Genomic DNA, 19852 nt, shown 5'->3' with positions numbered 1-19852 from the left:
ATGTAATCGTTCATATGATAGTATATACTTATCTATATATCTTTCTCAGCTGTTAACTTGTCTTTAATTTCACTACTAATTTTCAACTATCTACTATACCAAGTTGATAATCAATTTTTTATAATTAATTTAACACTCTATTTTTAATGAGAAGTCATATAAATTTGTATATTTGAGGGTTGAAATTCTTTGAATAAAACATGAAGCAAGGATTCATTTAGGAGTGTTGGTGGTTCTACTCTAAAAATCTAATCCAGCCTAATTCTTAGGAATTAGCCCTTTCTTCTGAAAGGGGTTATGTTGTTAAATAATACAACACTTAATACCACCAAGAACCATCTTGGAAGTGAACCCCAAAAAAATCCTGATGCGGTATTTCAGGTAGAAGAATATAAACAGTTTCCTAAAACTTTTCCTGTTTATATTCCCAATAATTTTGATATTACTGAATTAGTGAAACACAATCCTCCTAATTTTAAATATCACAAAGATTATTTTCTTTATTTAGTACATCTTATTACTGACATTCACTCAAAAAATAAAGATGTAGAATACGAATTTATTCCTTTTTACAGTCCTTTAATTCAAAGAAGAGTAAGAAAATATAGGGACTATCTAAATTACTTAGTTGAAAATAAAGTTCTTGAAGAAAGAAAACAATATATTGTGGGTAAACAATCACGGGGATTCTGTTTTTCTTCAAAATATCAAACTGAAATAAAAAGAGTTTTTATTACCAAGAAAACCTTAATTAAATCCATATTAGAATTTATCTCAATTGAACCAAAAGAAACTTGTGAAGATTCAATAAATTTTGAACCTGAAAACAACTTAGGTTATCTTCTTAAATGGTATAATCATAAATTGACAATAGATTTTAAAGGTGCTAAATTATATTTAGAGAATTTGAGAAGTCAAGATGAAAAACATTTCCTTGATAAGTATAAAGCAATGTCAAGGTTTAATAGCAGATACATTGTTTTGTTAAAACTACAAAGGCAAGAATTTATTCATACTATTGACTCTACAGCAGGCAGGCTTCATACTGTTTTAACTCAACTCAAAGGAGATTTAAGACAGTTTGTCAAATATGATGGAAAACCTTTAGTTGCTATTGATGTAACCAATTCTCAACCCTATTTATCTACTGTGTTTTTCAATCAGAATAAATATAAAAGCAATAAACTTTTAGAAAGAATCAGATTGTACAATAAATCCTATAAAATAAATATAGAGCATGAGAACTTTGTTCCTTACTTTTTGGAAAAGAAGATTAAAGAATTTGCTAAACTTGACGATGTTGTTAGTTTTATTGAAATTGTAAAATCTGGTCAGCTATATGAGAAGTTCGGTGAACTGCTAAGTTCTAAAGGCTTAATTAATCAAGATAATCCAATAAGAAAACAAGCAAAGGAAATAATTTTCAGTTCAATATTTAGTCCTAATCAGTCCATAGCTTATAATCAGCCTATGCAGATTTTTAAAGAAAACTTTCCTAATGTCTATGAGATGTATAGGTCAATAAAACAGAGTGAACACAGAACATTAGCTTGTGTATTACAGAATCTTGAAGCTGATTTAGTTCTTCATCAAGCATGTAAAATCATTTCAGAATTAAGACCAAACGCCCCATTATTTACCTTGCATGATGCAATTATCACAACTGACGAGCATAAAGATTTTGTTAAAGAAATACTACATAACGTACTGTTAAATGCAATAGGAATTCCACCTAATTTAAAATTTGAAGAATGGAAAAAGGTAGCTTAAACTACCTTTTTAATTTTTCTCCTAATTTAATCATCTGCTCACTCACTTTCTTATTTACCACTTTAGCATAATGTTCCTGAGTAATAGTTATTTTAGAATGCCCTAAAAGTTCACTCACCACTTCCATAGGCACATCATTATATAATAACACAGTTGTAGCAAAGGTTTTTCTTGCCATATGATGAGTAAGATTCTTTTGAATACCAATTATCTCTGCAATTTCCTTCAAATAAGAGTTGAATTTCTGATTACTTATTTTAGGTAATATTTTAATTTCATTACCAATTTCCTGATATTTCTCTATTATGTTAGCACTTTTAGACAGAAGAGGGATAGAGATTTCCTTTTGAGTTTTCTCTCTAATCATCTTAATCCAATCATTCCCATCAAATCCCTTAACAATATGTTTTGCTTCCAGGTTTGACATTTCATTATATGCCAAGCCTGTGTAGCAACAGAAAATAAACATATCAGCTACTTGCTGTAATCTGAATTGTGAAAATTGATACTTTTCAAGTGATTCAAGTTCCTCTGTAGTAAGATAAACAACCTCTTTCTTTATTAATTTAACTCTGTAAAGAATAAAGGGGTCTTTATCAATTATTCCTTCTGAAATTGCTATTCTAATCATTCTTCTGAATCTTTGTATTGTTTTGTTAACAGTTGCAAGAGCTAAATCCTTTTCAGATTTTAGATAAAACTCATAATCTTGAACAAACTTCAAATTCATATCCTTGAACTGATAATCATTCTTATTGTACTGGTGCTTTAAATAGTCTTTCAGTAATTGTTTTGCCTGTTTAAATTTCCAAAGAGTACCAATTGTATAGTCTTTACCAACCAGCTTTTCTAACTTATCATTATGTTCGTTAAAAACATGAAGTACTGTTTTGTTCTTTTTGGGAATTTTCCCCTTATATTTTAGAAAAACATCTTCTACATCAAAGGTCTCTTCGTTAACCTGTAGAAATAAAAAAGCCTGATTAATTTCATTCTTAATCAGGCTTAATTGGGAATTGATAAAAGTATTCTCATCATTGGGTGGTTTAGCTTTCTGCTGTTTACTATTCCAATAATTAGGATTTATAAACAATCCTGTAGAAAATGCTTTTCTATCTCCTTGAAAGGTTAATCTACAGATTATAGGTACTAATCCTTGTTTATTAATTCTGGTTGCAGAAATTAAAAATAGGATTTTTAAAATATTTATATTCATTAGTTATCGTAAATAATTAAAAATGTGTGATTTAATATGCAACCCAAAATTTAAAAGTTGCAACCCAATTGTATGCCTTTTTAGACATTAAATCAATATGAAAAAGAATGAAGTAATTAGAATTACAGAATTCAATAGAATAGTAAACTATTGAAAAACAGCTTTAGTAAATAAAAAAAAGCACCTACATTTCTGTAAGTGCTTGATTGTATGTGGTCCCACCTGGGCTCGAACCAGGGACCACCTGATTATGAGTCAGGTGCTCTAACCAACTGAGCTATAGGACCTCAAAACTTGGTTAAATTTTGTGCTTGCAAAAATAGTAAAATTTCTTTCACTACAAAACTTTTTATGACTTTTCTTGACAAAGTTCTACGAGCACTCCGTTGGTGGATTTAGGATGAAGGAATACAACTAATTTGTTATCAGCACCTTCTTTTGGCTCTTCGGAGATAAATTGAAAACCTTCTTTTTTTAATCTTTTTACTTCTTCGACGATATTTTCAACGCCAAAAGCCAGGTGATGGATGCCTTCTCCCTTTTTATCGATGAATTTTGAGATCGGACTTTCCGGGTTGCTGGCTTCAAGAAGCTCGATTTTGCTTTCACCGGTTCCATAAAACGAGGTCACTACTCCTTCCCTTTCTACAGTTTCTTTTTTGTAGGAAGGTTTTCCTAAAAGCTTTTCAAAAAGTTCATCGGAAACCCCTAAAGATTTTACGGCAATGCCGATATGTTCTAACTTCATAAGTAAAATACTATAATTAAATCGTAAATTTGAAATACCCATTACATTTCAAATGAGCAATTCAAACAAAAGTACTAAATTTGCATAAATTATGGAAAGTAACAGACAAAGAAAAGTAGCACAGATTATACAGGAAGATTTTGCAGAATTATTCCGCAAACAGGCAGCTGACAGCAAACAGAACATTTTGGTTTCTGTTTCGGATGTTAAAGTAACTGCAGACCTGGGAATAGCAAAGATCTACTTAAGTATTTTCCCTCAGGAATTCCGTTCACATATTATGAAGGAGATTGAGGAGAACAAACCTCAGTACAGAAATTTCATTGGCCAGAAAATGGCTAAACAAGTTCGTATCATTCCACAGCTTAGTTTCTATCTTGACACTTCTCTTGATGATGTTGAAAAACTGGAAAAAGAATTAAGAGGCGAGGGAGACAATCCTGTATTATAAATTTTGAAAAACATTGCATTCTATATTGCTTCCCGATACCTTTTAGCAAAAAAAGGAAGCACTGCCGTTACCTTCATCACATGGTTATCCGTGGGAGCAATGATGGTTGCCGTTACTGCAATGTTTGTCATTATTTCAGTTTTCTCGGGCCTTGAGGATCTTAACAAGGATCTGATCTCTAATCTTCATGCGGATCTTACGATCAAGAGCTCTGCAGGCAAGACCTTAAAGAACCTGCCAAAAATTGAAGATCTTCTTAAAAAAAACAAAGATATTACCAGCTTTTCCCGTGTCATTGAGGAAAAAGTATACATTAATTATAACGGAAAAGGAGACATTGCCTATCTGAGAGGAGTGGATTCAGCTTATACCGTAGTCAATCCCATCAATAAAGACGTATTTTACGGCAGCTATCCAAGTTTCGATTATTCGAATGAGGTATTGATGGAAAATTCACTGGATAACAGGCTTTCGATTCCGGTAGCTTCTTCAAAGGATTATGCCACCATTTTTATGCCGAAACCAGGACTTGGGATTATCAATAAAGAGGATGATATTTATAATAAAAAAGACATTCTGGTGACCGGTATTTTTCCGGGAAAAGATCAGCTGGACAGTTACATCATTTCCCCGATTGAATTGACGGAGCAACTATTGAACCTGCCCAAAAATTCAGCCTACCAGATCGTCATCAAGTTAAAAAATCCTGAAAATGCAGATATCGTTAAAGGTAAATTACTTTCTACTTTGGGCAAAGGGATTGATATCAAGACCAAAGAAGAAGAAAATGCTGCTTTCTGGAAAATGATCAATACGGAAAAGCTTTTCATCTATTTAATCTTCGCGCTGGTTATTTTTATTACGACCTTTAACCTGGCTGGAGCCATTATCATTCTGCAACTGGATAAAAAAGAACAGGCCAGATCACTGATCTCGCTTGGATTCCCGTTAAGCCACCTGAGAAGAATTTACTTCTACACCGGGGTCCTTATTGTAATATCAGGGATTATTTCCGGGTTGATTCTGGGGACAGCATTGTGCTATTTCCAATTGTTTACAGAATTTTTTAAAGCCAACGAAACTTTGCCGTTCCCGGTAAAGATCGTAGGTAAAAATTATATCATTGTAGCCGTTACGGCATCTCTATTCGGCTTCATTATTTCATGGGTATTTTCAAAAATAAGCAAGGAATATATTACTAAAAATTAATATACGTAAGATCGTATTTTCTTTACCTTTGCGACCCAATTTTTAAATAATGAAACGAATTTTATCTTCTTTTTTATTGGTATTAGCTTGTTTTTATACATTAGCACAGATACCTGCAGGCTATTATGATTCGGCTGTTGGATTAACCGGCCCTTCATTAAAAACCCAACTTAAGGAAATTATTTCTACCGGATATGTTCAACATACCTATAACGACCTTTGGGATGCCTATCAATCCACCGACAAAGACAATTTTTACGAGATGGATGGCACCGTTCTGGACATCTATTCCGAAAACCCAGCGGGACCGGATAATTATAACTATACTTTTATAGTCAATCAATGCGGCAGCAACAATGGACCTGAAGGAACCTGCTACAACAGAGAGCATATTGTCCCTCAGAGTCTTTTCAGTGAAAACCTTCCCATGAAATCTGACATTCATTTTATACGTCCTACGGATTATAAGGTGAATGGTATGAGATCTAATTACCCTTTTGGAGTTGTAGACGTACCAACATTCGTTTCCCAAAACGGATCCAAGCTTGGAAGTTCTGCTTCTGCAGGATATACAGGTATTGTATTTGAACCTAATAATGCTTTTAAGGGCGATATAGCAAGAATGGTCCTTTATTTCGTAACAAGATATGAAGCCCAGCTTTCTACTTTCAGCACAGGGAATATTTTGGGAGGTTCTGCTTTCCCGGGGCTTCAATCGTGGGAACTGAATCAGTTGCTGGCATGGCATGCGGCAGATCCGGTGTCACCGGAGGAAATTGCAAGAAACAATGCATCTTATGCTTATCAAAACAACAGAAACCCTTATATCGATCACCCTGAATATGTGGCACTGATCTGGGGAACTCCGGTTATCGATACCCAGGCGCCAACAGCAGCGACCAACCTGATAGCCAACAACCCTACTTCTAACTCCATGTCATTGAGCTGGACGGCAGCAACCGATAATATAGGCGTAATTGGTTATGATATTTATGCAAACAATACATTCAAAACTTACGTAACAGGAACTACGGCAGTGGTTTCCGGATTATCTCCTTCTACTACGTATGATTTCTATGTAATTGCTAAGGATGCAGGCGGAAATTCATCTCCTCAGAGCAATATCGCACAAGGGACTACCTTGGCATCACCGGCAGGAGGAAGTTGTGGAACCGAAACTTTTGATGCCATACCAACCACTCCTAATCCTAGTTCTTACATCGATAGAACATGGACAAGCAATGGAATTACATGGAATGCTACCTCTGCAAGAACGGATGAAACGATCAATGGAAAATCCATCACGATAAAAAATGGAGTCTTAACAAGCTCTACCATTTCAGGAGGTATACAAAGCTTAACACTAACGACCCAATTGAAGTATAGTGGAGCTGCCGGAACATTGAATGTTGAAATCAATGGAAATCTTGTAGGTACCATACCGTACAGCGCTTCCGTACAAACAACAACGATCAGTAATATTAATGTTACCGGAAATGCCGTGATCAAAATCATCACAACATCATCTGCAACAAACAGAATCGCAATGGATGATCTTAGCTGGACATGTAATTCAACATTAGCTACTGTTGATGCCACTAAAAATCCATCATCATTTGTGGTTTATCCTAATCCGGTTACAAATAATGAGCTTTATGTAAAAGGTGAACTGCTGAATAAAATTTCCAAAGCAGAGATTTATGATCTGTCGGGAAAACTGATCCGGGTGATTAACAATCCATTCAAAAATTCTAACAAAATTCATTTAAATGGATTGATCAAAGGAAATTACATCCTAAAAACAGACAACATTTCTGCAAAATTCATTGTGGAATAATCTTAAAAATATTTTAATCTATAAAGACCGATTTGTTCGGTCTTTTTTTTTATTTTTGATAGATGGATTCCAATAAAAAATTAGGCTTAATAGGAAGAAATATTTCTTATTCTTTTTCCAAAAAATTCTTTGAAGATAAATTCCAAAAACTAATGCTGAAAGGCATCTCCTATAGTATTTTTGATCTTCAGGAAATCGAAGAGGTTGAAAACCTGTTTTCAACACCTGGGCTACTGGGCTTTAATGTGACCATCCCGTATAAAGAAAAGATCATCAATTATCTGGACAATTTGAGTGAAGAAGCTGAAAAAATAGGCGCTGTAAATTGTGTTTTAATTGAAAATGGAAAGAAAACGGGTTATAACACGGATGCTTTCGGATTTGAAAAAACCCTTCTTCTCCATAAAAAACCACACCATACTTCGGCATTGATTTTAGGTGATGGCGGAGCCGCCAAAGCGGTACAATATGTATTGGATAAAAATGGCATTTCTTCACAGACCGTTTCCAGAAAATCTATATTAAATTTTGATAATCTGGATACAGAAACAGTAAACGACCACAAGCTGATCATCCAGACTACTCCCGTGGGTACATTTCCGAATGTTGAGGATTGCTTAAAATTCCCATTTGAGGGACTTTCCCGCGAACATTTGATCATCGATCTTATATACAATCCCAATTACACGAAGTTCATTATTAATGCTTCGGAAAAAGGAGCAAAGACTGTAAATGGCTATTATATGCTTGAACAGCAAGCAGAAAAAGCTTGGGAAATTTGGAATTTTCAAAAAAAAATAACATAAATTAGTGCATTAATTGGCTTTTTAGCTACGTGCGACAGATAATAAACGCCATTCACATAAAAGATTTGCTATGACAACAGAAAATAACCTTTCTGAAAACGAAGAAAGTAAAAATTCTATCGAAGGATCAAATGAAGAAACTTCAGAAAACACTGTACCTCAGGAAGAAAACCAGCATGATGATGCTGAACATCTGGAAGAGGAAGCAGATACTGATATTTCTTTGGCTGATGCATTGAAGGAAATGGAAAAAATCATCAACGCTCCTAATGCGGGCGAGGATGTAAAAAAAATTCAACCAGTTAAAAGAAAAAGCAAGTCATTACATCCATGATGAAGTGGAGGACAAAAAGCACGAATATGTAGAAGCCGGGAATGCTCCTGAAAATTTCAGCTATGAGCACCCTTCTCAATCTAAGCTTTCAGCTTTGGTTAATATCTTCAGAGAAAAGCATGACAATTTCCAGAAAGGACTGGAGGAAGAACAAAAAAAAGAATCTGGAACATCGTCAGGGAATTATTGAAAGGCTTAAAAACCTTTACACCAATTCCGAACCCAATACCAATTTATTCAAATCGATCCGTGAGATTAAAGAAGACTGGTCTAACGCGGGACAGGTAGCAAAATCTGAATTTAAAATCCTTAACAATAATTATTTCCACCATCTGAATCAATTCTATCAAATGCTGGATTTAAATAAAGAGTTTCTGGAGCAGGAATATGGTCATAATCTTGAAAAAAGACAGCATATTATTGCCCGTGCTAAAGAACTGGAAAATGAGCCCGTTATTCAAAAAGCGCTGAATGAGCTGCAATATCTTCATAAGCTTTGGAAAGAAGAGGCAGAACCTGTAGCAGAAGAATTCCGTGAAAAAACATGGGAAGAGTTCAAAGAAATTTCGAATAAGATACACGAAAGAAAATCTGAGCTTTCCGCAGCCATAGAAACTGAACAGAATGACAATCTTGAAAAGAAGAACAAGATTATCGAAGAGATAAAGAAATTATCCGAACCTGCGGAAACTCCTAACCACAATTACTGGCAAAATGCCATCAGAAGAGTTGAGGATCTCCGTTCAGAGTTTTTGAAAACGGGAAGTGTTCCAAGAAAGTTATCCAACCAAAACTGGAATGATTTTAAAACCACTCTAAGGAATTTCAATACGACAAAGAACAATTATTATAAATCTTTGAAGGGTTCTCAGCAAACCAATCTGGAGGAAAAATTAAAACTGATCCAGACTGCCAAGGACAATATGAATAATGAAGAATGGGATATTGCCGTTCCATTATTTAAAAAGCTTCAGGAAGACTGGAAAAAAATCGGCCATGTTCCAAAAAGCATGACCAACAAGATCTGGGATGAGTTCCGTGATGCCTGCAATACTTTCTTTAATAACTACAGAGAAAAAAGCAATGCATCTACAGATAACTGGAAGGAGAACTACAAACAGAAAAAAGAGCTTCTTGAAGAGCTGAAAACGATCTCTAACGATGAAGGAAGTATTGAAAAAATAGAGACGATAAAAACAGCATGGAATAATGTAGGAAAAGTTCCTAGAGATAAGATCTCTATCAACTCCGAATTCAACAAGACTTTAAGAGAAAAATTAAAGCTGAATAAGATCAATGAACTGGAGTTGAAAGAAGACGGTCTTTCTGAAAATCAATTAACCGATAAGGCAAGAAAAATGAAGAGCCAGATCTCTGACCTGGAATCAGAAATCGTTAAATTAGAGAACAACCTTTCATTCTTCAATAAACCTTCAAGGGACAATCCTCTTTTAGCAGATACGTTCAACACGATTGATGAGAAGAAAGCTCATCTGGAAACTTTAAAACAGAATCTTCACAACATTATTGTCGGAGAATAACAGATAAAAAAATAACACCCAAGGCGAAGCAAAGAAATTTGTCTTCGCCTTTTTTATATTATGCAGGACGAATTATACATAAGAAGATGTATCGAGCTCGCTCAAAAAGCTTTGGGCAGAACATATCCTAATCCTCTTGTAGGAAGTGTGATTGTACATAGCGGCGAAATTATTGGAGAAGGCTATCATCACAAAGCCGGAGAGCCTCATGCAGAGATCAATGCAATCAATTCCGTAATCAATAAGGATCTTATTCCTGAATCTACCATTTACGTATCCCTTGAGCCCTGTGCTCATTACGGGAAAACCCCACCATGCGCATTAAAGATCAAAGAACTGGTATTCAAAAAAGTGGTAATCGGAGCGATGGACTCTCATGACAAAGTGAACGGGAAAGGCAAAAAGATCATTCAGGATGCCGGAATAGAAGTCGTTTCAGGGATACTTGAAAAAGAGTCTGTTGAGCTGAACAAAAGATTCTTTACGTACCATGAAAAGAAAAGACCTTATATCATTTTAAAATGGGCTGAGTCAAAAGACGGATTTTTGGATAAAGATTTTAAACCGACTTCAATTTCAAATTCGCTGGTCAATCAGTTTGTCCATCAACTACGAGCTGATGAACATGCCATTTTAGTAGGTACACAAACCGCACTTAACGATAATCCCGGCCTTACCGTAAGAAATGTTGAAGGAGTAAATCCTGTCAGAATTTTAATAGATCTCAACCTGAAAGTCCCTGATAATTTTAAGATTTTCAACAAAGAAGCCAAAACGTTGGTTCTTAATTCTATCAAAGAAGGAAACGAAGAAAATATCCACTGGATCAAAATCAGAAAGGATGATTTCATTTCCGACCTGATGGACATCCTGTATCAGGAGCAGATCCAATCCGTTATAATAGAAGGAGGGCGTTTTACCCTTCAGCAATTCATTGATGCCAACCTTTGGGACGAAGCTATCGTTATCAAAAATGAAAATCTCATCCTTGAAAAGGGAACACAAGCCCCTGAATTCCATTCAGAACCTTTTAAAATCGAAACCGTAAGAGATAATACGATAGCTTTTCATACTTCCCGTATGGTGTAACCGTTTTAAACTGAACCCGTAGTTAAATTATACAAGTCTATTGGGGTTTCAAACTAAAGCATTTTATACTTTTGTACTTTTAAAGCCGGCCATAATGATGCATGAATACAAAACCATTGATAAACCCATCGAAAACACTTTAATCAAGGAAAAGGGAAGCAAATTCATCGGATTTGCTTATCCCGTTGCGAACGAAAATGAACTTAAGGACGCGCTTGAAAAAGTAAGAAACGAGCATCCTAAAGCGACACACCATTGCTACGCTTTCAGAATGGGCCTTCATGGTGAAAATTACCGAGCAAATGATGACGGGGAACCTTCGGGAAGTGCCGGGTTACCAATCTACAATCAACTATTAGCCCATGAGATCACCAATGTTCTCGTGATTGTAGTCCGCTATTATGGAGGAACTAAACTGGGCGTATCAGGTCTTGTGAAAGCATATAAAGAGTCAGCAAAGTTAACCCTTGAAGAAGCCAATATCATCACACGGGAACTGGAAACAGAAGTTGAAATCCAATTTAATTTTAATCAGCAAAATACCATTTTCACTCTGTTGTCAAAATTCGATGCAAAAGTCCTGAATTTTGACGCGAATGAAAACTGCATCCTTACCGCCTCTTTAAAAACGGCACAAAAAGAAAACATCTCAGATAAATTATCCGAGATGCAATATGTATCCTTTACATTTAAAGATTAATTTCTTCGGCCTCCCATCAGGATCGACAACCAGTAAAGAAGTTGTACCAGTGATCCGATAGCTGCAACTACATAGGTTCTGGCAGCCCATTTTAAGCTGTCCTGTACTCCTACATATTCTTCAGGAGTTACGGTTCCTGTATCTTTAAGCCATTTCATCGCCCTGTTACTTGCATCGTATTCTACAGGAAGGGTGATAAAAGCAAATAAAGTAGTCACGGCAAACAAGGCTACCCCAATTGCCAGGACAGTTGTATTCCCATTAGGATTCTCAATTGTTCTGCTGGCAGCCATAATGGCAATACCTGCAAAAATGACAAACTGCATTAAATTAGAACTGATATTCACAATAGGAACTAATTTTGACCGCATCTGAAGCATGGAATACCCTACTGCATGCTGTACTGCATGGCCGCATTCATGAGCAGCCACTGCGGCTGCCGCTGCATTTCTCTGCATGTACACCCCTTCTGAAAGGTTGACCGTTTTATCTGCTGGATTATAGTGATCTGTTAATTGTCCGGGAACCGAAATTACCTGAACATCATTAATTCCGTTATCTCTTAACATTTTTTCAGCCACTTCTTTTCCTGAAAGGCCATTTCGAAGGTGTACATTGGAATAATACTCAAATTTGGATTTCAACTTTGATGAAACATACCAACTCACCAGCATTGTAATCCCAATAATTACATAATAACCAATCATTTTAATAAAATTTTATAGATATTTTTTAACCTGTAAGATGTAAAAACTGTGCCAAAGTATTACATTTTATTTATTTATATTTGCCTTTTAATTACCCCAGAAAAACCATGTCTAAAGTTTCAATTCTAGAAGTAAAAAACCAGAACGAATTAAAACAGTTTGTGATGTTCCCCATGGATTTGTATAAAAACAATCCTTACTATGTACCCTCATTTATCAAAGATGAAATGAAGATCTGGGACGCCAAAGAAAATCCAGCACTGAATTACTCGGAATCAAAACAATACCTTGCCTATAAAGACAAAAAAGTAGTGGGACGTATTGCCGTGATGATCAATCACAAGGAGGAAAAGGAACTGGGCATAAAAAAAGTTCGTTTCGGGTGGATCGATTTCATCGATGACAAAGAGGTTTCTGAAGCATTGATCCAAAAAGCAATTGACTACGCAAAGGAGCATCATATAGACATGATCGAAGGTCCTATGGGATTCACCAACCTGGATAAAGCAGGAATGCTGACCATGGGGTTTAACAAACTGGCGACCATGATCGGAATTTACAATCATGATTACTATCCTAAACATCTTGAAAGCCTTGGCCTTACCAAGGAAAAGGAATGGGTGGAATTTGAAATGGAATTCCCTAAAGTCCTTCCTGAAAAAGTAGAAAAATTCAGTGGATTGATCGCTCAAAAATACAAACTGAAAGTCCTGAACTTCAAATCTAAAGAGGAAATTCTTCCGTATGTGGAGCCTATGTTTAAGCTTTTGGATGAAACTTATAAGCACCTCTCCACATATACTCCTATTTCCGACGAACAGATCAAAACATACAGAGAAAAATATTTCCCGTTTATCGATAAAAACTACGTGATCTGCGTTGTTGATGAAAATGATCAGCTGATTTCTTTTGCAATCACGATGCCTTCTTATTCGAAAGCGTTACAGAAATCAAAGGGTAAACTATTCCCCTTCGGGTGGTGGCATTTTTTACAGGCCGGTAAAAAGAATGACCGCGCTAATTTCTATCTTATCGGTATTCATCCGGAATACCAGAGAAGAGGAGTTACGGCTATTATTTTTAAGGAAATTTTCGTTCGTTTTACCAGTATGGGAATCAAATTTGCAGAAACCAATCCGGAACTGGAAGAAAACAAAAGTGTGCAACTGCTTTGGCAGGATTACAATCCGGTTAATCATAAAAGAAGGAGAACCTATTCACTGAAGATCGATAGCTGATAAAGTACGAGGTTCGTGTTGCTGGATTTTCAATTCCGGTTATAAACCATAACATAAGTTTCAATTTGATAATTTAAACTAATGATTTTCAACCCTGAACATCGATACACACACCCATAAATCGAATTTCACATCCCGTATCTCGTCACTCACAATTAATTACTCAAACGTATAACTCCTCTCCTATGAAACCACATCTCATCGTCTTCGCTATTTTAATTGCCGGGTTTATTATTTACAACTTTTTTTTCCAAAACGGAGACGATAAAACAAACACGGTAATCAATATTATTTACGCCAGTATCCTTTTCGGTTATATTTCATTTATGGCTTACTCTTTACTCAAAAAAATGCAGAAATAACCGTTATTTTTATTAATTCTAAATTACCGGTTTTTCCCATTTTAACTCCACATTTAAGGTTATTAATTTCATGCTTTCTTGTTTATTCGCTAAATTTGCAAATTGAGATAATAATGCAAAAATGAATTTACCTGAAAGTTATATTCCGATCCTTATCCAAGCTGCCGTTGCCATTGGTTTTGTAGCTGTTTCATTGCTTGGAGCGCATTTCTTAGGACCTCGTCAGAAGAAAGGAAATTCTGTGAAAAATCAAAGTTGGGAGTGCGGTGTTCCTGTTGAAGGAAATGCCAGAACCCCTTTTTCGATCAAATATTTCCTGACAGCTGTCTTGTTCGTTCTATTCGATATCGAAATCGTATTTTTTTATCCATATGCCGTTAACTTCAGAGAATTCGGATTCGAAGGATTCCTTGCAGTCCTTACCTTCGTGGCTATTTTCTTCGTAGGTTTTATCTATGTATGGAAACGTGGCGCGCTAGATTGGGATAAATAAATTTTAACATTAAAAAGATTTAATTATTTGATGGATTTAAAGCTTTATCATGCTTTTAAACTTCTAAATTTTTAATCTTTAAATATTTAATAAAATGTCAGATAAAAAACCAGTAATAAGAACAGATGCACCTGCTCCCGAAGGATTTGAAGGAGAAGGATTTTTCGCAACGAAACTGAGCAGTGTAATCGGAATGGCAAGAAAGTTTTCTCTTTGGCCGTTACCATTTGCTACCTCTTGTTGTGGTATCGAGTTTATGGCGACTCTTAACCCAACATATGATGCTTCAAGATTTGGAATGGAAAGAAACTCTTTCTCTCCAAGACAGGCAGATATGTTGATGGTTTGTGGAACTATATCCAAGAAATTAGGCCCGGTCCTAAAAGAAGTGTACACTCAGATGGCTGAGCCAAAATGGGTGGTTGCTGTAGGAGCATGTGCTTCCAGCGGTGGTATTTTTGACACCTACTCTGTTTTACAGGGAATCGATAAGATTATTCCGGTTGACGTATACGTTCCGGGATGCCCGCCAAGACCGGAGCAGATCATTGAAGGAGTAATGCAGGTTCAGGCTCTTGCAGAAAGCGAAAGCATCAGAAGAAGAGATATGCCTGAATATCAGAATTTATTAGACTCTTACAACATAAGCAACTAAACGGAAATGACGAACGAATTTGTATTAGAAGCAATCACCAGGGAGTTTCCTGAAACTGTAATTTCCAGTTCAGAGCCTTATGGAATGCTTACCGTTGAAGTGAAGAAAGATGACATCAAAAAAGTGATTCATTACCTTAAGGATTCGTCTTTAGAAATTAATTTCCTTACAGATATTTGTGGAATTCATTATCCTGAATTTCCGGAGAAAGAAATCGGCGTAGTCTACCATTTACATAATATGATGACGAATTTCAGAATCCGTCTTAAAGTATTTATGTCCAGAGAGAACATTGAGGTAGACTCTCTTACAGATCTATATGCCGGAGCGAACTGGATGGAAAGGGAAACCTATGATTTCTTTGGAATCAAATTCAAGGGACATCCGGATCTGAGACCTATTTTAAATATGGAAGATCTTGGTTACCACCCGATGCTGAAGGAATATCGTCTTGAGGATGGTACAAGAACCGACAAGAACGATAGCATGTTCGGAAGATAAAATAAAAATATAATGATTGCTGATGATTGGTTAATGATCAATTATCGCTTATCAATTATCAATTATATATTATGAAAGATAACTCATTATCTAATATACTTAACCAATACGAAAGTAAGGAGCAGATTGACGGTCAGTTGTACACCCTCAATTTAGGTCCGACTCACCCTGCTACTCACGGGATCTTCCAGAACGTTTTAACGATGGATGGGGAAAGAATTCTTCATGCTGAGCAAACCGTAGGTTACATCCACCGGGCATTTGAAAAAATTTCTGAAAGAAGAAATTATACCCAGATTACGACCCTTACCGACCGTATGAATTATTGTTCTGCTCCAATTAACAATCTGGGCTGGCATATGACGGTTGAGAAACTGATAGGAATTGAAGTTCCAAAGCGTGTGGATTATATCCGGGTAATTCTTATGGAATTAGCAAGGATCGGGGATCACCTGATCTGTAACGGAGTAACTGGTATGGACTCTGGAGCAATTACCGGACTTACTTATATGTTCATCGAAAGAGAACGTATTTATGATATTTACGAACAGATCTGCGGTGCGAGAATGACAACCAATATGGGAAGAATCGGAGGTTTCGAAAGAGATCTTACACCGAAATGTCATGAACTGATCAAAGATTTCTTAAAAACTTTCCCTAAGAAGTTTGCAGAATTCTGCCAGCTTTTGGAAAGAAACAGAATATTCATGGACAGAACCATTGGTGCGGGAGCAATTTCAGCTGAAAGAGCTTTAAGCTATGGTTTTACAGGTCCTAATTTACGTGCTGCAGGTGTAGATTATGATGTTCGGGTAGCACAACCTTATTCTTCTTACCAGGACTTTGATTTTATCATTCCTGTAGGAACAGCTGGTGATACCTACGACCGTTTCATGGTTCGTCAACAGGAGATCTGGGAATCTATTAAAATTATCGAGCAGGCATATAACAATCTTCCGGAAGGGGATTTCCATGCTGATGTTCCTGATTTCTATCTTCCTGAAAAAGCTGACGTTTATAACAAAATGGAAGCCTTGATCTATCACTTCAAAATTGTAATGGGAGAAACTGAAATTCCGAAAGGAGAAGTATACCATGCTGTAGAAGGAGGAAACGGAGAATTAGGATTCTACTTAGTGAGTGACGGAGGAAGAAGTCCTTACAGACTACACTTCAGAAGACCATGTTTCATCTACTACCAGGCGTATCCGGAAATGATTACAGGCTCTGTAATTTCTGATGCCATTGTAACCATGTGTAGTATGAATATTATTGCGGGAGAATTAGACGCATAGTAAGAAGTTAGAATAAAGATGAAAGAAAAAAGACTTTCATCAACCCAATAAAAACGAATTTAGAATATCGAACTTAAGAATCTTTTTTCTTTGTTCTTTACTCTTTAATCTAAGAGATAAAAAATGAGCGAAACAATAGCTTTTAAACCGGAAAGTTTAGAACAAGTACATAAAATTATCGCAAGATATCCTGAAGGAAGACAGAAGTCTGCCCTTCTTCCTGTTCTGCATTTAGCACAAAAAGAATTTGGAGGATGGCTGGATGTCCCGGTAATGGATTACGTTGCTGAATTATTGAGTATTACGCCAATTGAAGTATATGAAGTAGCTACTTTTTATACCATGTTCAATATGAAACCGGTTGGTAAATATGTTTTGGAAGTTTGCAGAACCGGACCTTGTATGGTTCGCGGAAGTGAAAAGATCCTGAATCATATCAGGACTAAACTGAACATTAAGGATGGTGAAACGACTGAAGATGGTATGTTCACTTTAAAACCTGCTGAATGTCTTGGTGCATGCGGATATGCACCGATGATGCAGTTGGGGAAATTCTTTCATGAAAATTTAACGATAGAAAAAGTAGATGAAATCCTTGATCTTTGCAGAGAGGGACAAATCGCTTTGGATTAATTAAAATATACGATGAGTAAAAAACTTTTACTTAAAGATGCACATATAGAAGGTATTCGCTATTTCGAAACATACCGCAAACAGGGAGGTTACGAAGCTGCTGAAAAAGCCTTGAAGATGACACCCGATGAAATTTTGGAAGAAGTAAAAACTTCAGGACTTCGTGGTCGTGGTGGTGCAGGATTCCCTACGGGGATGAAATGGAGCTTTCTGGCAAAGCCTGAAGGAGTTCCAAGACACCTTGTAGTGAATGCAGATGAGTCTGAACCGGGAACTTTTAAAGACAGATATCTGATGGAATTTATTCCTCATTTATTGATTGAGGGAATGCTTATCTCCTCGTTCTGTTTAGGCTCAAATGTTTCTTATATCTACATCCGTGGAGAGTATTCATGGATCCCGGATATTTTGGAAGAAGCTATTGAAGAGGCTAAAGCAGCAGGATTTTTAGGTAAAAACATTTTGGGAACAGGTTTCGATCTTGAAATCTATGTTCAGAGAGGTGGTGGAGCTTATATCTGTGGTGAAGAAACAGCATTGCTTGAATCGCTGGAAGGAAAAAGAGGTAACCCGAGATTGAAACCACCATTCCCGGCTGTAAAAGGACTTTGGGAAAGACCTACGGTTGTTAACAACGTGGAATCAATTGCAGCTGTGGTACCGATCATTAATATTACCGGTGCTGAATTTGCAAAAATCGGAGTGGGAAGATCTACAGGTACGAAATTAATTTCTGCATGTGGAAATATCAATAAACCGGGAGTTTATGAAATTGATATGACGATCACTGTGGAAGAATTCATTTATTCTGATGAATATTGTGGAGGTATTCCAAACGGAAAAAGATTAAAAGCCTGTATTCCTGGTGGTAGTTCGGTTCCTATTGTTCCAGCCAACCTATTGTTGAGAACAGTAAACGGAGAACCAAGATATATGAACTATGAATCCTTAGCAGATGGAGGATTTGCTACCGGAACCATGATGGGTTCAGGAGGTTTCATTGTTTTAGATGAAGATCAGTGCATCGTGGAACATACCATGACTTTAGCGAGATTCTACAATCACGAAAGTTGTGGACAGTGTACACCTTGTCGTGAAGGGACAGGATGGATGTATAAGATATTGAAAAAGATAGAAAACGGACAAGGAAAGATGGAAGACATCGATTTGCTTTGGGATATCCAGAGAAAAATCGAAGGAAATACCATTTGTCCTTTAGGTGATGCCGCAGCCTGGCCGGTTGCAGCAGCGATACGTCATTTCAGAGATGAATTTGAATGGCATATCAAAAATCCAGAGTTATGTTTAACTCAAAATTATGGTCTGGCTAATTATGCTGATCCTATTCCGGCTGTTGAAAAAAATGTATAAATGAAGAAGTTGTTTGTGATCGGCGTAATGATGTCGAGTTTTGTTTTCGGACAAAAAGAAAAAGATACTTTAAGTGTGGAAAGAAATCTGGAAACATTTACAGGTGCAACTCCAAAAAAACAAAAACCAGACCCTCTATCCAAAAAAGGTCAGATGTTTGTTTTCTTTGGCTGGAACAGAGCTGCTTTCAGTAATTCTGATATCAATTTTTCAGGAAATGGTTATAATTTTCAGCTGAATAATGTATCCGCTCATGACAGACCTACAAAATTTGGAATTGTATATTTTGATCCTACGTGGTTTACAGTGGTTCAGTACAACTTCAGAGCTGGTTATTTCATAAAAGATAATTTAGCGCTTGTTCTTGGGATTGATCATATGAAGTATGTTATGGATCAGAACCAAACCGTTAATTTTAAGGGACATATTTCAGATCCTACATATGCAGGTATGGTTCAAAACGGGCAGGTAAACCTGGCAGATGAAAAGTTCCTTACTTTCGAACATACGGACGGACTTAACTATGAAAACTTAGGTCTTGAAAGGTATCAGAGCCTTATCAATAAGAAAAATATTGACCTGGTATGGTCTTATGGAGCAGGAATTGGGGTAATGTTTCCCAAAAGTAACGTAAGACTTTTTGGGAATGAAAGGAGTGACCGTTTTCACGTTGCCGGTATGGGAACTGATGTAAGAACCAGCTTAAACCTTGTGTTCTGGAATCACTGGATGGCAAGACTGGAAGGAAAATTTGGATATATCAATATGTGGGATATTAAAACCACGTTGAATAATAAGCCAGATAAAGCACGACAAGATTTCGTTTTTGGACAAGTCCTTGCCGGAATTGGATATACATTTAATACGAAAAAATATAATTAATAAAGCCTATTGCT

The 19852-nt window shown here is 36.3% G+C and carries 18 protein-coding genes, 1 tRNA gene and 1 pseudogene; 16 read left to right on the top strand and 4 right to left on the bottom strand.

Going from position 1 to position 19852, the window contains the following annotated elements:
- The first annotated feature begins 297 nt into the window (after positions 1–297).
- Positions 298–1770, top strand: a complete 1473-nt coding sequence (locus ACJ5H0_RS18035) for a hypothetical protein (protein WP_411251106.1) — start codon at positions 298–300, stop codon at positions 1768–1770.
- Position 1771: 1 nt separating this feature from the next.
- Here the strand turns inward: ACJ5H0_RS18035 and ACJ5H0_RS18030 are convergent, their stop codons facing one another.
- The 3 genes from ACJ5H0_RS18030 to mce form a co-directional block, all read right to left on the bottom strand.
- Positions 1772–2986, bottom strand: coding sequence for a site-specific integrase (locus tag ACJ5H0_RS18030; protein WP_411251101.1), 1215 nt, complete (start codon positions 2984–2986; stop codon positions 1772–1774).
- Positions 2987–3199: 213 nt separating this feature from the next.
- A tRNA-Ile gene (locus tag ACJ5H0_RS18025) sits at positions 3200–3273 on the bottom strand.
- Positions 3274–3335: 62 nt separating this feature from the next.
- On the bottom strand, positions 3336–3734 hold the full coding sequence (gene mce / locus ACJ5H0_RS18020; RefSeq protein ID WP_172283698.1) for a methylmalonyl-CoA epimerase: 399 nt from the start codon (positions 3732–3734) through the stop codon (positions 3336–3338).
- 91 nt (positions 3735–3825) lie between these two features.
- On the opposite strand from mce, the gene rbfA reads away from it, so the two are divergent.
- The 7 genes and pseudogenes from rbfA to ACJ5H0_RS17985 all read left to right on the top strand — a co-directional run bounded on the left by rbfA (position 3826) and on the right by ACJ5H0_RS17985 (position 11701).
- Positions 3826–4185, top strand: coding sequence for a 30S ribosome-binding factor RbfA (rbfA, locus tag ACJ5H0_RS18015; protein WP_273650702.1), 360 nt, complete (start codon positions 3826–3828; stop codon positions 4183–4185).
- Between the two features lie 3 nt (positions 4186–4188).
- Positions 4189–5394 carry an ABC transporter permease gene (locus ACJ5H0_RS18010; RefSeq protein ID WP_273650701.1) on the top strand — a complete coding sequence of 402 codons (1206 nt, stop codon included), beginning with the start codon at positions 4189–4191 and terminating at the stop codon, positions 5392–5394.
- Positions 5395–5443: 49 nt separating this feature from the next.
- Entirely contained in the window at positions 5444–7231 is a 1788-nt protein-coding gene (locus tag ACJ5H0_RS18005; RefSeq protein ID WP_273650700.1) for an endonuclease, read from the top strand.
- A gap of 62 nt (positions 7232–7293) precedes the next feature.
- Positions 7294–8037 carry a shikimate dehydrogenase family protein gene (locus tag ACJ5H0_RS18000; RefSeq protein WP_411251096.1) on the top strand — a complete coding sequence of 248 codons (744 nt, stop codon included), beginning with the start codon at positions 7294–7296 and terminating at the stop codon, positions 8035–8037.
- Between the two features lie 70 nt (positions 8038–8107).
- Positions 8108–9912, top strand: a pseudogene (locus ACJ5H0_RS17995) (DUF349 domain-containing protein).
- 60 nt (positions 9913–9972) lie between these two features.
- Complete coding sequence (gene ribD / locus ACJ5H0_RS17990; protein ID WP_411251093.1) at positions 9973–11001, top strand: bifunctional diaminohydroxyphosphoribosylaminopyrimidine deaminase/5-amino-6-(5-phosphoribosylamino)uracil reductase RibD; 1029 nt, start codon at positions 9973–9975, stop codon at positions 10999–11001.
- Between the two features lie 97 nt (positions 11002–11098).
- Complete coding sequence (locus ACJ5H0_RS17985; protein WP_411251598.1) at positions 11099–11701, top strand: IMPACT family protein; 603 nt, start codon at positions 11099–11101, stop codon at positions 11699–11701.
- Here ACJ5H0_RS17985 and ACJ5H0_RS17980 read toward each other — a convergent pair.
- Positions 11698–12408, bottom strand: a complete 711-nt coding sequence (locus ACJ5H0_RS17980; RefSeq protein WP_172283684.1) for a zinc metallopeptidase — start codon at positions 12406–12408, stop codon at positions 11698–11700. The genes ACJ5H0_RS17985 and ACJ5H0_RS17980 overlap by 4 nt on opposite strands.
- A 107-nt stretch (positions 12409–12515) precedes the next feature.
- On the opposite strand from ACJ5H0_RS17980, the gene ACJ5H0_RS17975 reads away from it, so the two are divergent.
- The 8 genes from ACJ5H0_RS17975 to ACJ5H0_RS17940 all read left to right on the top strand — a co-directional run bounded on the left by ACJ5H0_RS17975 (position 12516) and on the right by ACJ5H0_RS17940 (position 19838).
- Positions 12516–13646 (top strand): GNAT family N-acetyltransferase, encoded by a 1131-nt coding sequence (locus tag ACJ5H0_RS17975; RefSeq protein WP_411251090.1) that lies wholly within the window; start codon positions 12516–12518, stop codon positions 13644–13646.
- Positions 13647–14129: 483 nt separating this feature from the next.
- Positions 14130–14501 carry an NADH-quinone oxidoreductase subunit A gene (locus ACJ5H0_RS17970; protein ID WP_172283680.1) on the top strand — a complete coding sequence of 124 codons (372 nt, stop codon included), beginning with the start codon at positions 14130–14132 and terminating at the stop codon, positions 14499–14501.
- A 94-nt stretch (positions 14502–14595) separates the two neighbouring features.
- Entirely contained in the window at positions 14596–15156 is a 561-nt protein-coding gene (locus ACJ5H0_RS17965; RefSeq protein ID WP_172283678.1) for an NADH-quinone oxidoreductase subunit B, read from the top strand.
- 6 nt (positions 15157–15162) lie between these two features.
- Positions 15163–15657, top strand: coding sequence for an NADH-quinone oxidoreductase subunit C (locus ACJ5H0_RS17960; protein ID WP_172283676.1), 495 nt, complete (start codon positions 15163–15165; stop codon positions 15655–15657).
- Between the two features lie 71 nt (positions 15658–15728).
- Positions 15729–16952, top strand: a complete 1224-nt coding sequence (gene nuoD / locus ACJ5H0_RS17955; RefSeq protein WP_172283674.1) for an NADH dehydrogenase (quinone) subunit D — start codon at positions 15729–15731, stop codon at positions 16950–16952.
- Positions 16953–17075: 123 nt separating this feature from the next.
- A complete protein-coding gene (locus ACJ5H0_RS17950; RefSeq protein WP_172283672.1) occupies positions 17076–17585 on the top strand; it encodes an NADH-quinone oxidoreductase subunit NuoE family protein in 510 nt (169 codons plus the stop codon).
- Between the two features lie 12 nt (positions 17586–17597).
- Positions 17598–18956, top strand: coding sequence for an NADH-quinone oxidoreductase subunit NuoF (nuoF, locus tag ACJ5H0_RS17945; protein ID WP_172283670.1), 1359 nt, complete (start codon positions 17598–17600; stop codon positions 18954–18956).
- A complete protein-coding gene (locus ACJ5H0_RS17940; protein WP_172283668.1) occupies positions 18957–19838 on the top strand; it encodes a hypothetical protein in 882 nt (293 codons plus the stop codon).
- Positions 19839–19852 lie beyond the last annotated feature (14 nt).

It is taken from the genome of Chryseobacterium proteolyticum (genome assembly GCF_046591535.1).
In the GTDB taxonomy this organism is placed as follows: Bacteria; Bacteroidota; Bacteroidia; order Flavobacteriales; family Weeksellaceae; genus Chryseobacterium; species Chryseobacterium proteolyticum.
Note: the sequence above shows the minus strand (reverse complement) of the source record. Positions and strands in the feature narration are given on the sequence as shown.

Excerpts from the sequence above, each read along its gene's own strand:
- ACJ5H0_RS18035 (WP_411251106.1), top strand. The coding sequence starts at position 298 with ATGTTGTTAAATAATACAACACTTAATACCACCAAGAACCATCTTGGA.
- ACJ5H0_RS18030 (WP_411251101.1), bottom strand. The coding sequence starts at position 2,986 with ATGAATATAAATATTTTAAAAATCCTATTTTTAATTTCTGCAACCAGA.
- mce (WP_172283698.1), bottom strand. The coding sequence starts at position 3,734 with ATGAAGTTAGAACATATCGGCATTGCCGTAAAATCTTTAGGGGTTTCC.
- rbfA (WP_273650702.1), top strand. The coding sequence starts at position 3,826 with ATGGAAAGTAACAGACAAAGAAAAGTAGCACAGATTATACAGGAAGAT.
- ACJ5H0_RS18005 (WP_273650700.1), top strand. The coding sequence starts at position 5,444 with ATGAAACGAATTTTATCTTCTTTTTTATTGGTATTAGCTTGTTTTTAT.
- ACJ5H0_RS18000 (WP_411251096.1), top strand. The coding sequence starts at position 7,294 with ATGGATTCCAATAAAAAATTAGGCTTAATAGGAAGAAATATTTCTTAT.
- ribD (WP_411251093.1), top strand. The coding sequence starts at position 9,973 with ATGCAGGACGAATTATACATAAGAAGATGTATCGAGCTCGCTCAAAAA.
- ACJ5H0_RS17985 (WP_411251598.1), top strand. The coding sequence starts at position 11,099 with ATGCATGAATACAAAACCATTGATAAACCCATCGAAAACACTTTAATC.
- ACJ5H0_RS17980 (WP_172283684.1), bottom strand. The coding sequence starts at position 12,408 with ATGATTGGTTATTATGTAATTATTGGGATTACAATGCTGGTGAGTTGG.
- ACJ5H0_RS17975 (WP_411251090.1), top strand. The coding sequence starts at position 12,516 with ATGTCTAAAGTTTCAATTCTAGAAGTAAAAAACCAGAACGAATTAAAA.
- ACJ5H0_RS17970 (WP_172283680.1), top strand. The coding sequence starts at position 14,130 with ATGAATTTACCTGAAAGTTATATTCCGATCCTTATCCAAGCTGCCGTT.
- ACJ5H0_RS17965 (WP_172283678.1), top strand. The coding sequence starts at position 14,596 with ATGTCAGATAAAAAACCAGTAATAAGAACAGATGCACCTGCTCCCGAA.
- ACJ5H0_RS17960 (WP_172283676.1), top strand. The coding sequence starts at position 15,163 with ATGACGAACGAATTTGTATTAGAAGCAATCACCAGGGAGTTTCCTGAA.
- nuoD (WP_172283674.1), top strand. The coding sequence starts at position 15,729 with ATGAAAGATAACTCATTATCTAATATACTTAACCAATACGAAAGTAAG.
- ACJ5H0_RS17950 (WP_172283672.1), top strand. The coding sequence starts at position 17,076 with ATGAGCGAAACAATAGCTTTTAAACCGGAAAGTTTAGAACAAGTACAT.
- nuoF (WP_172283670.1), top strand. The coding sequence starts at position 17,598 with ATGAGTAAAAAACTTTTACTTAAAGATGCACATATAGAAGGTATTCGC.
- ACJ5H0_RS17940 (WP_172283668.1), top strand. The coding sequence starts at position 18,957 with ATGAAGAAGTTGTTTGTGATCGGCGTAATGATGTCGAGTTTTGTTTTC.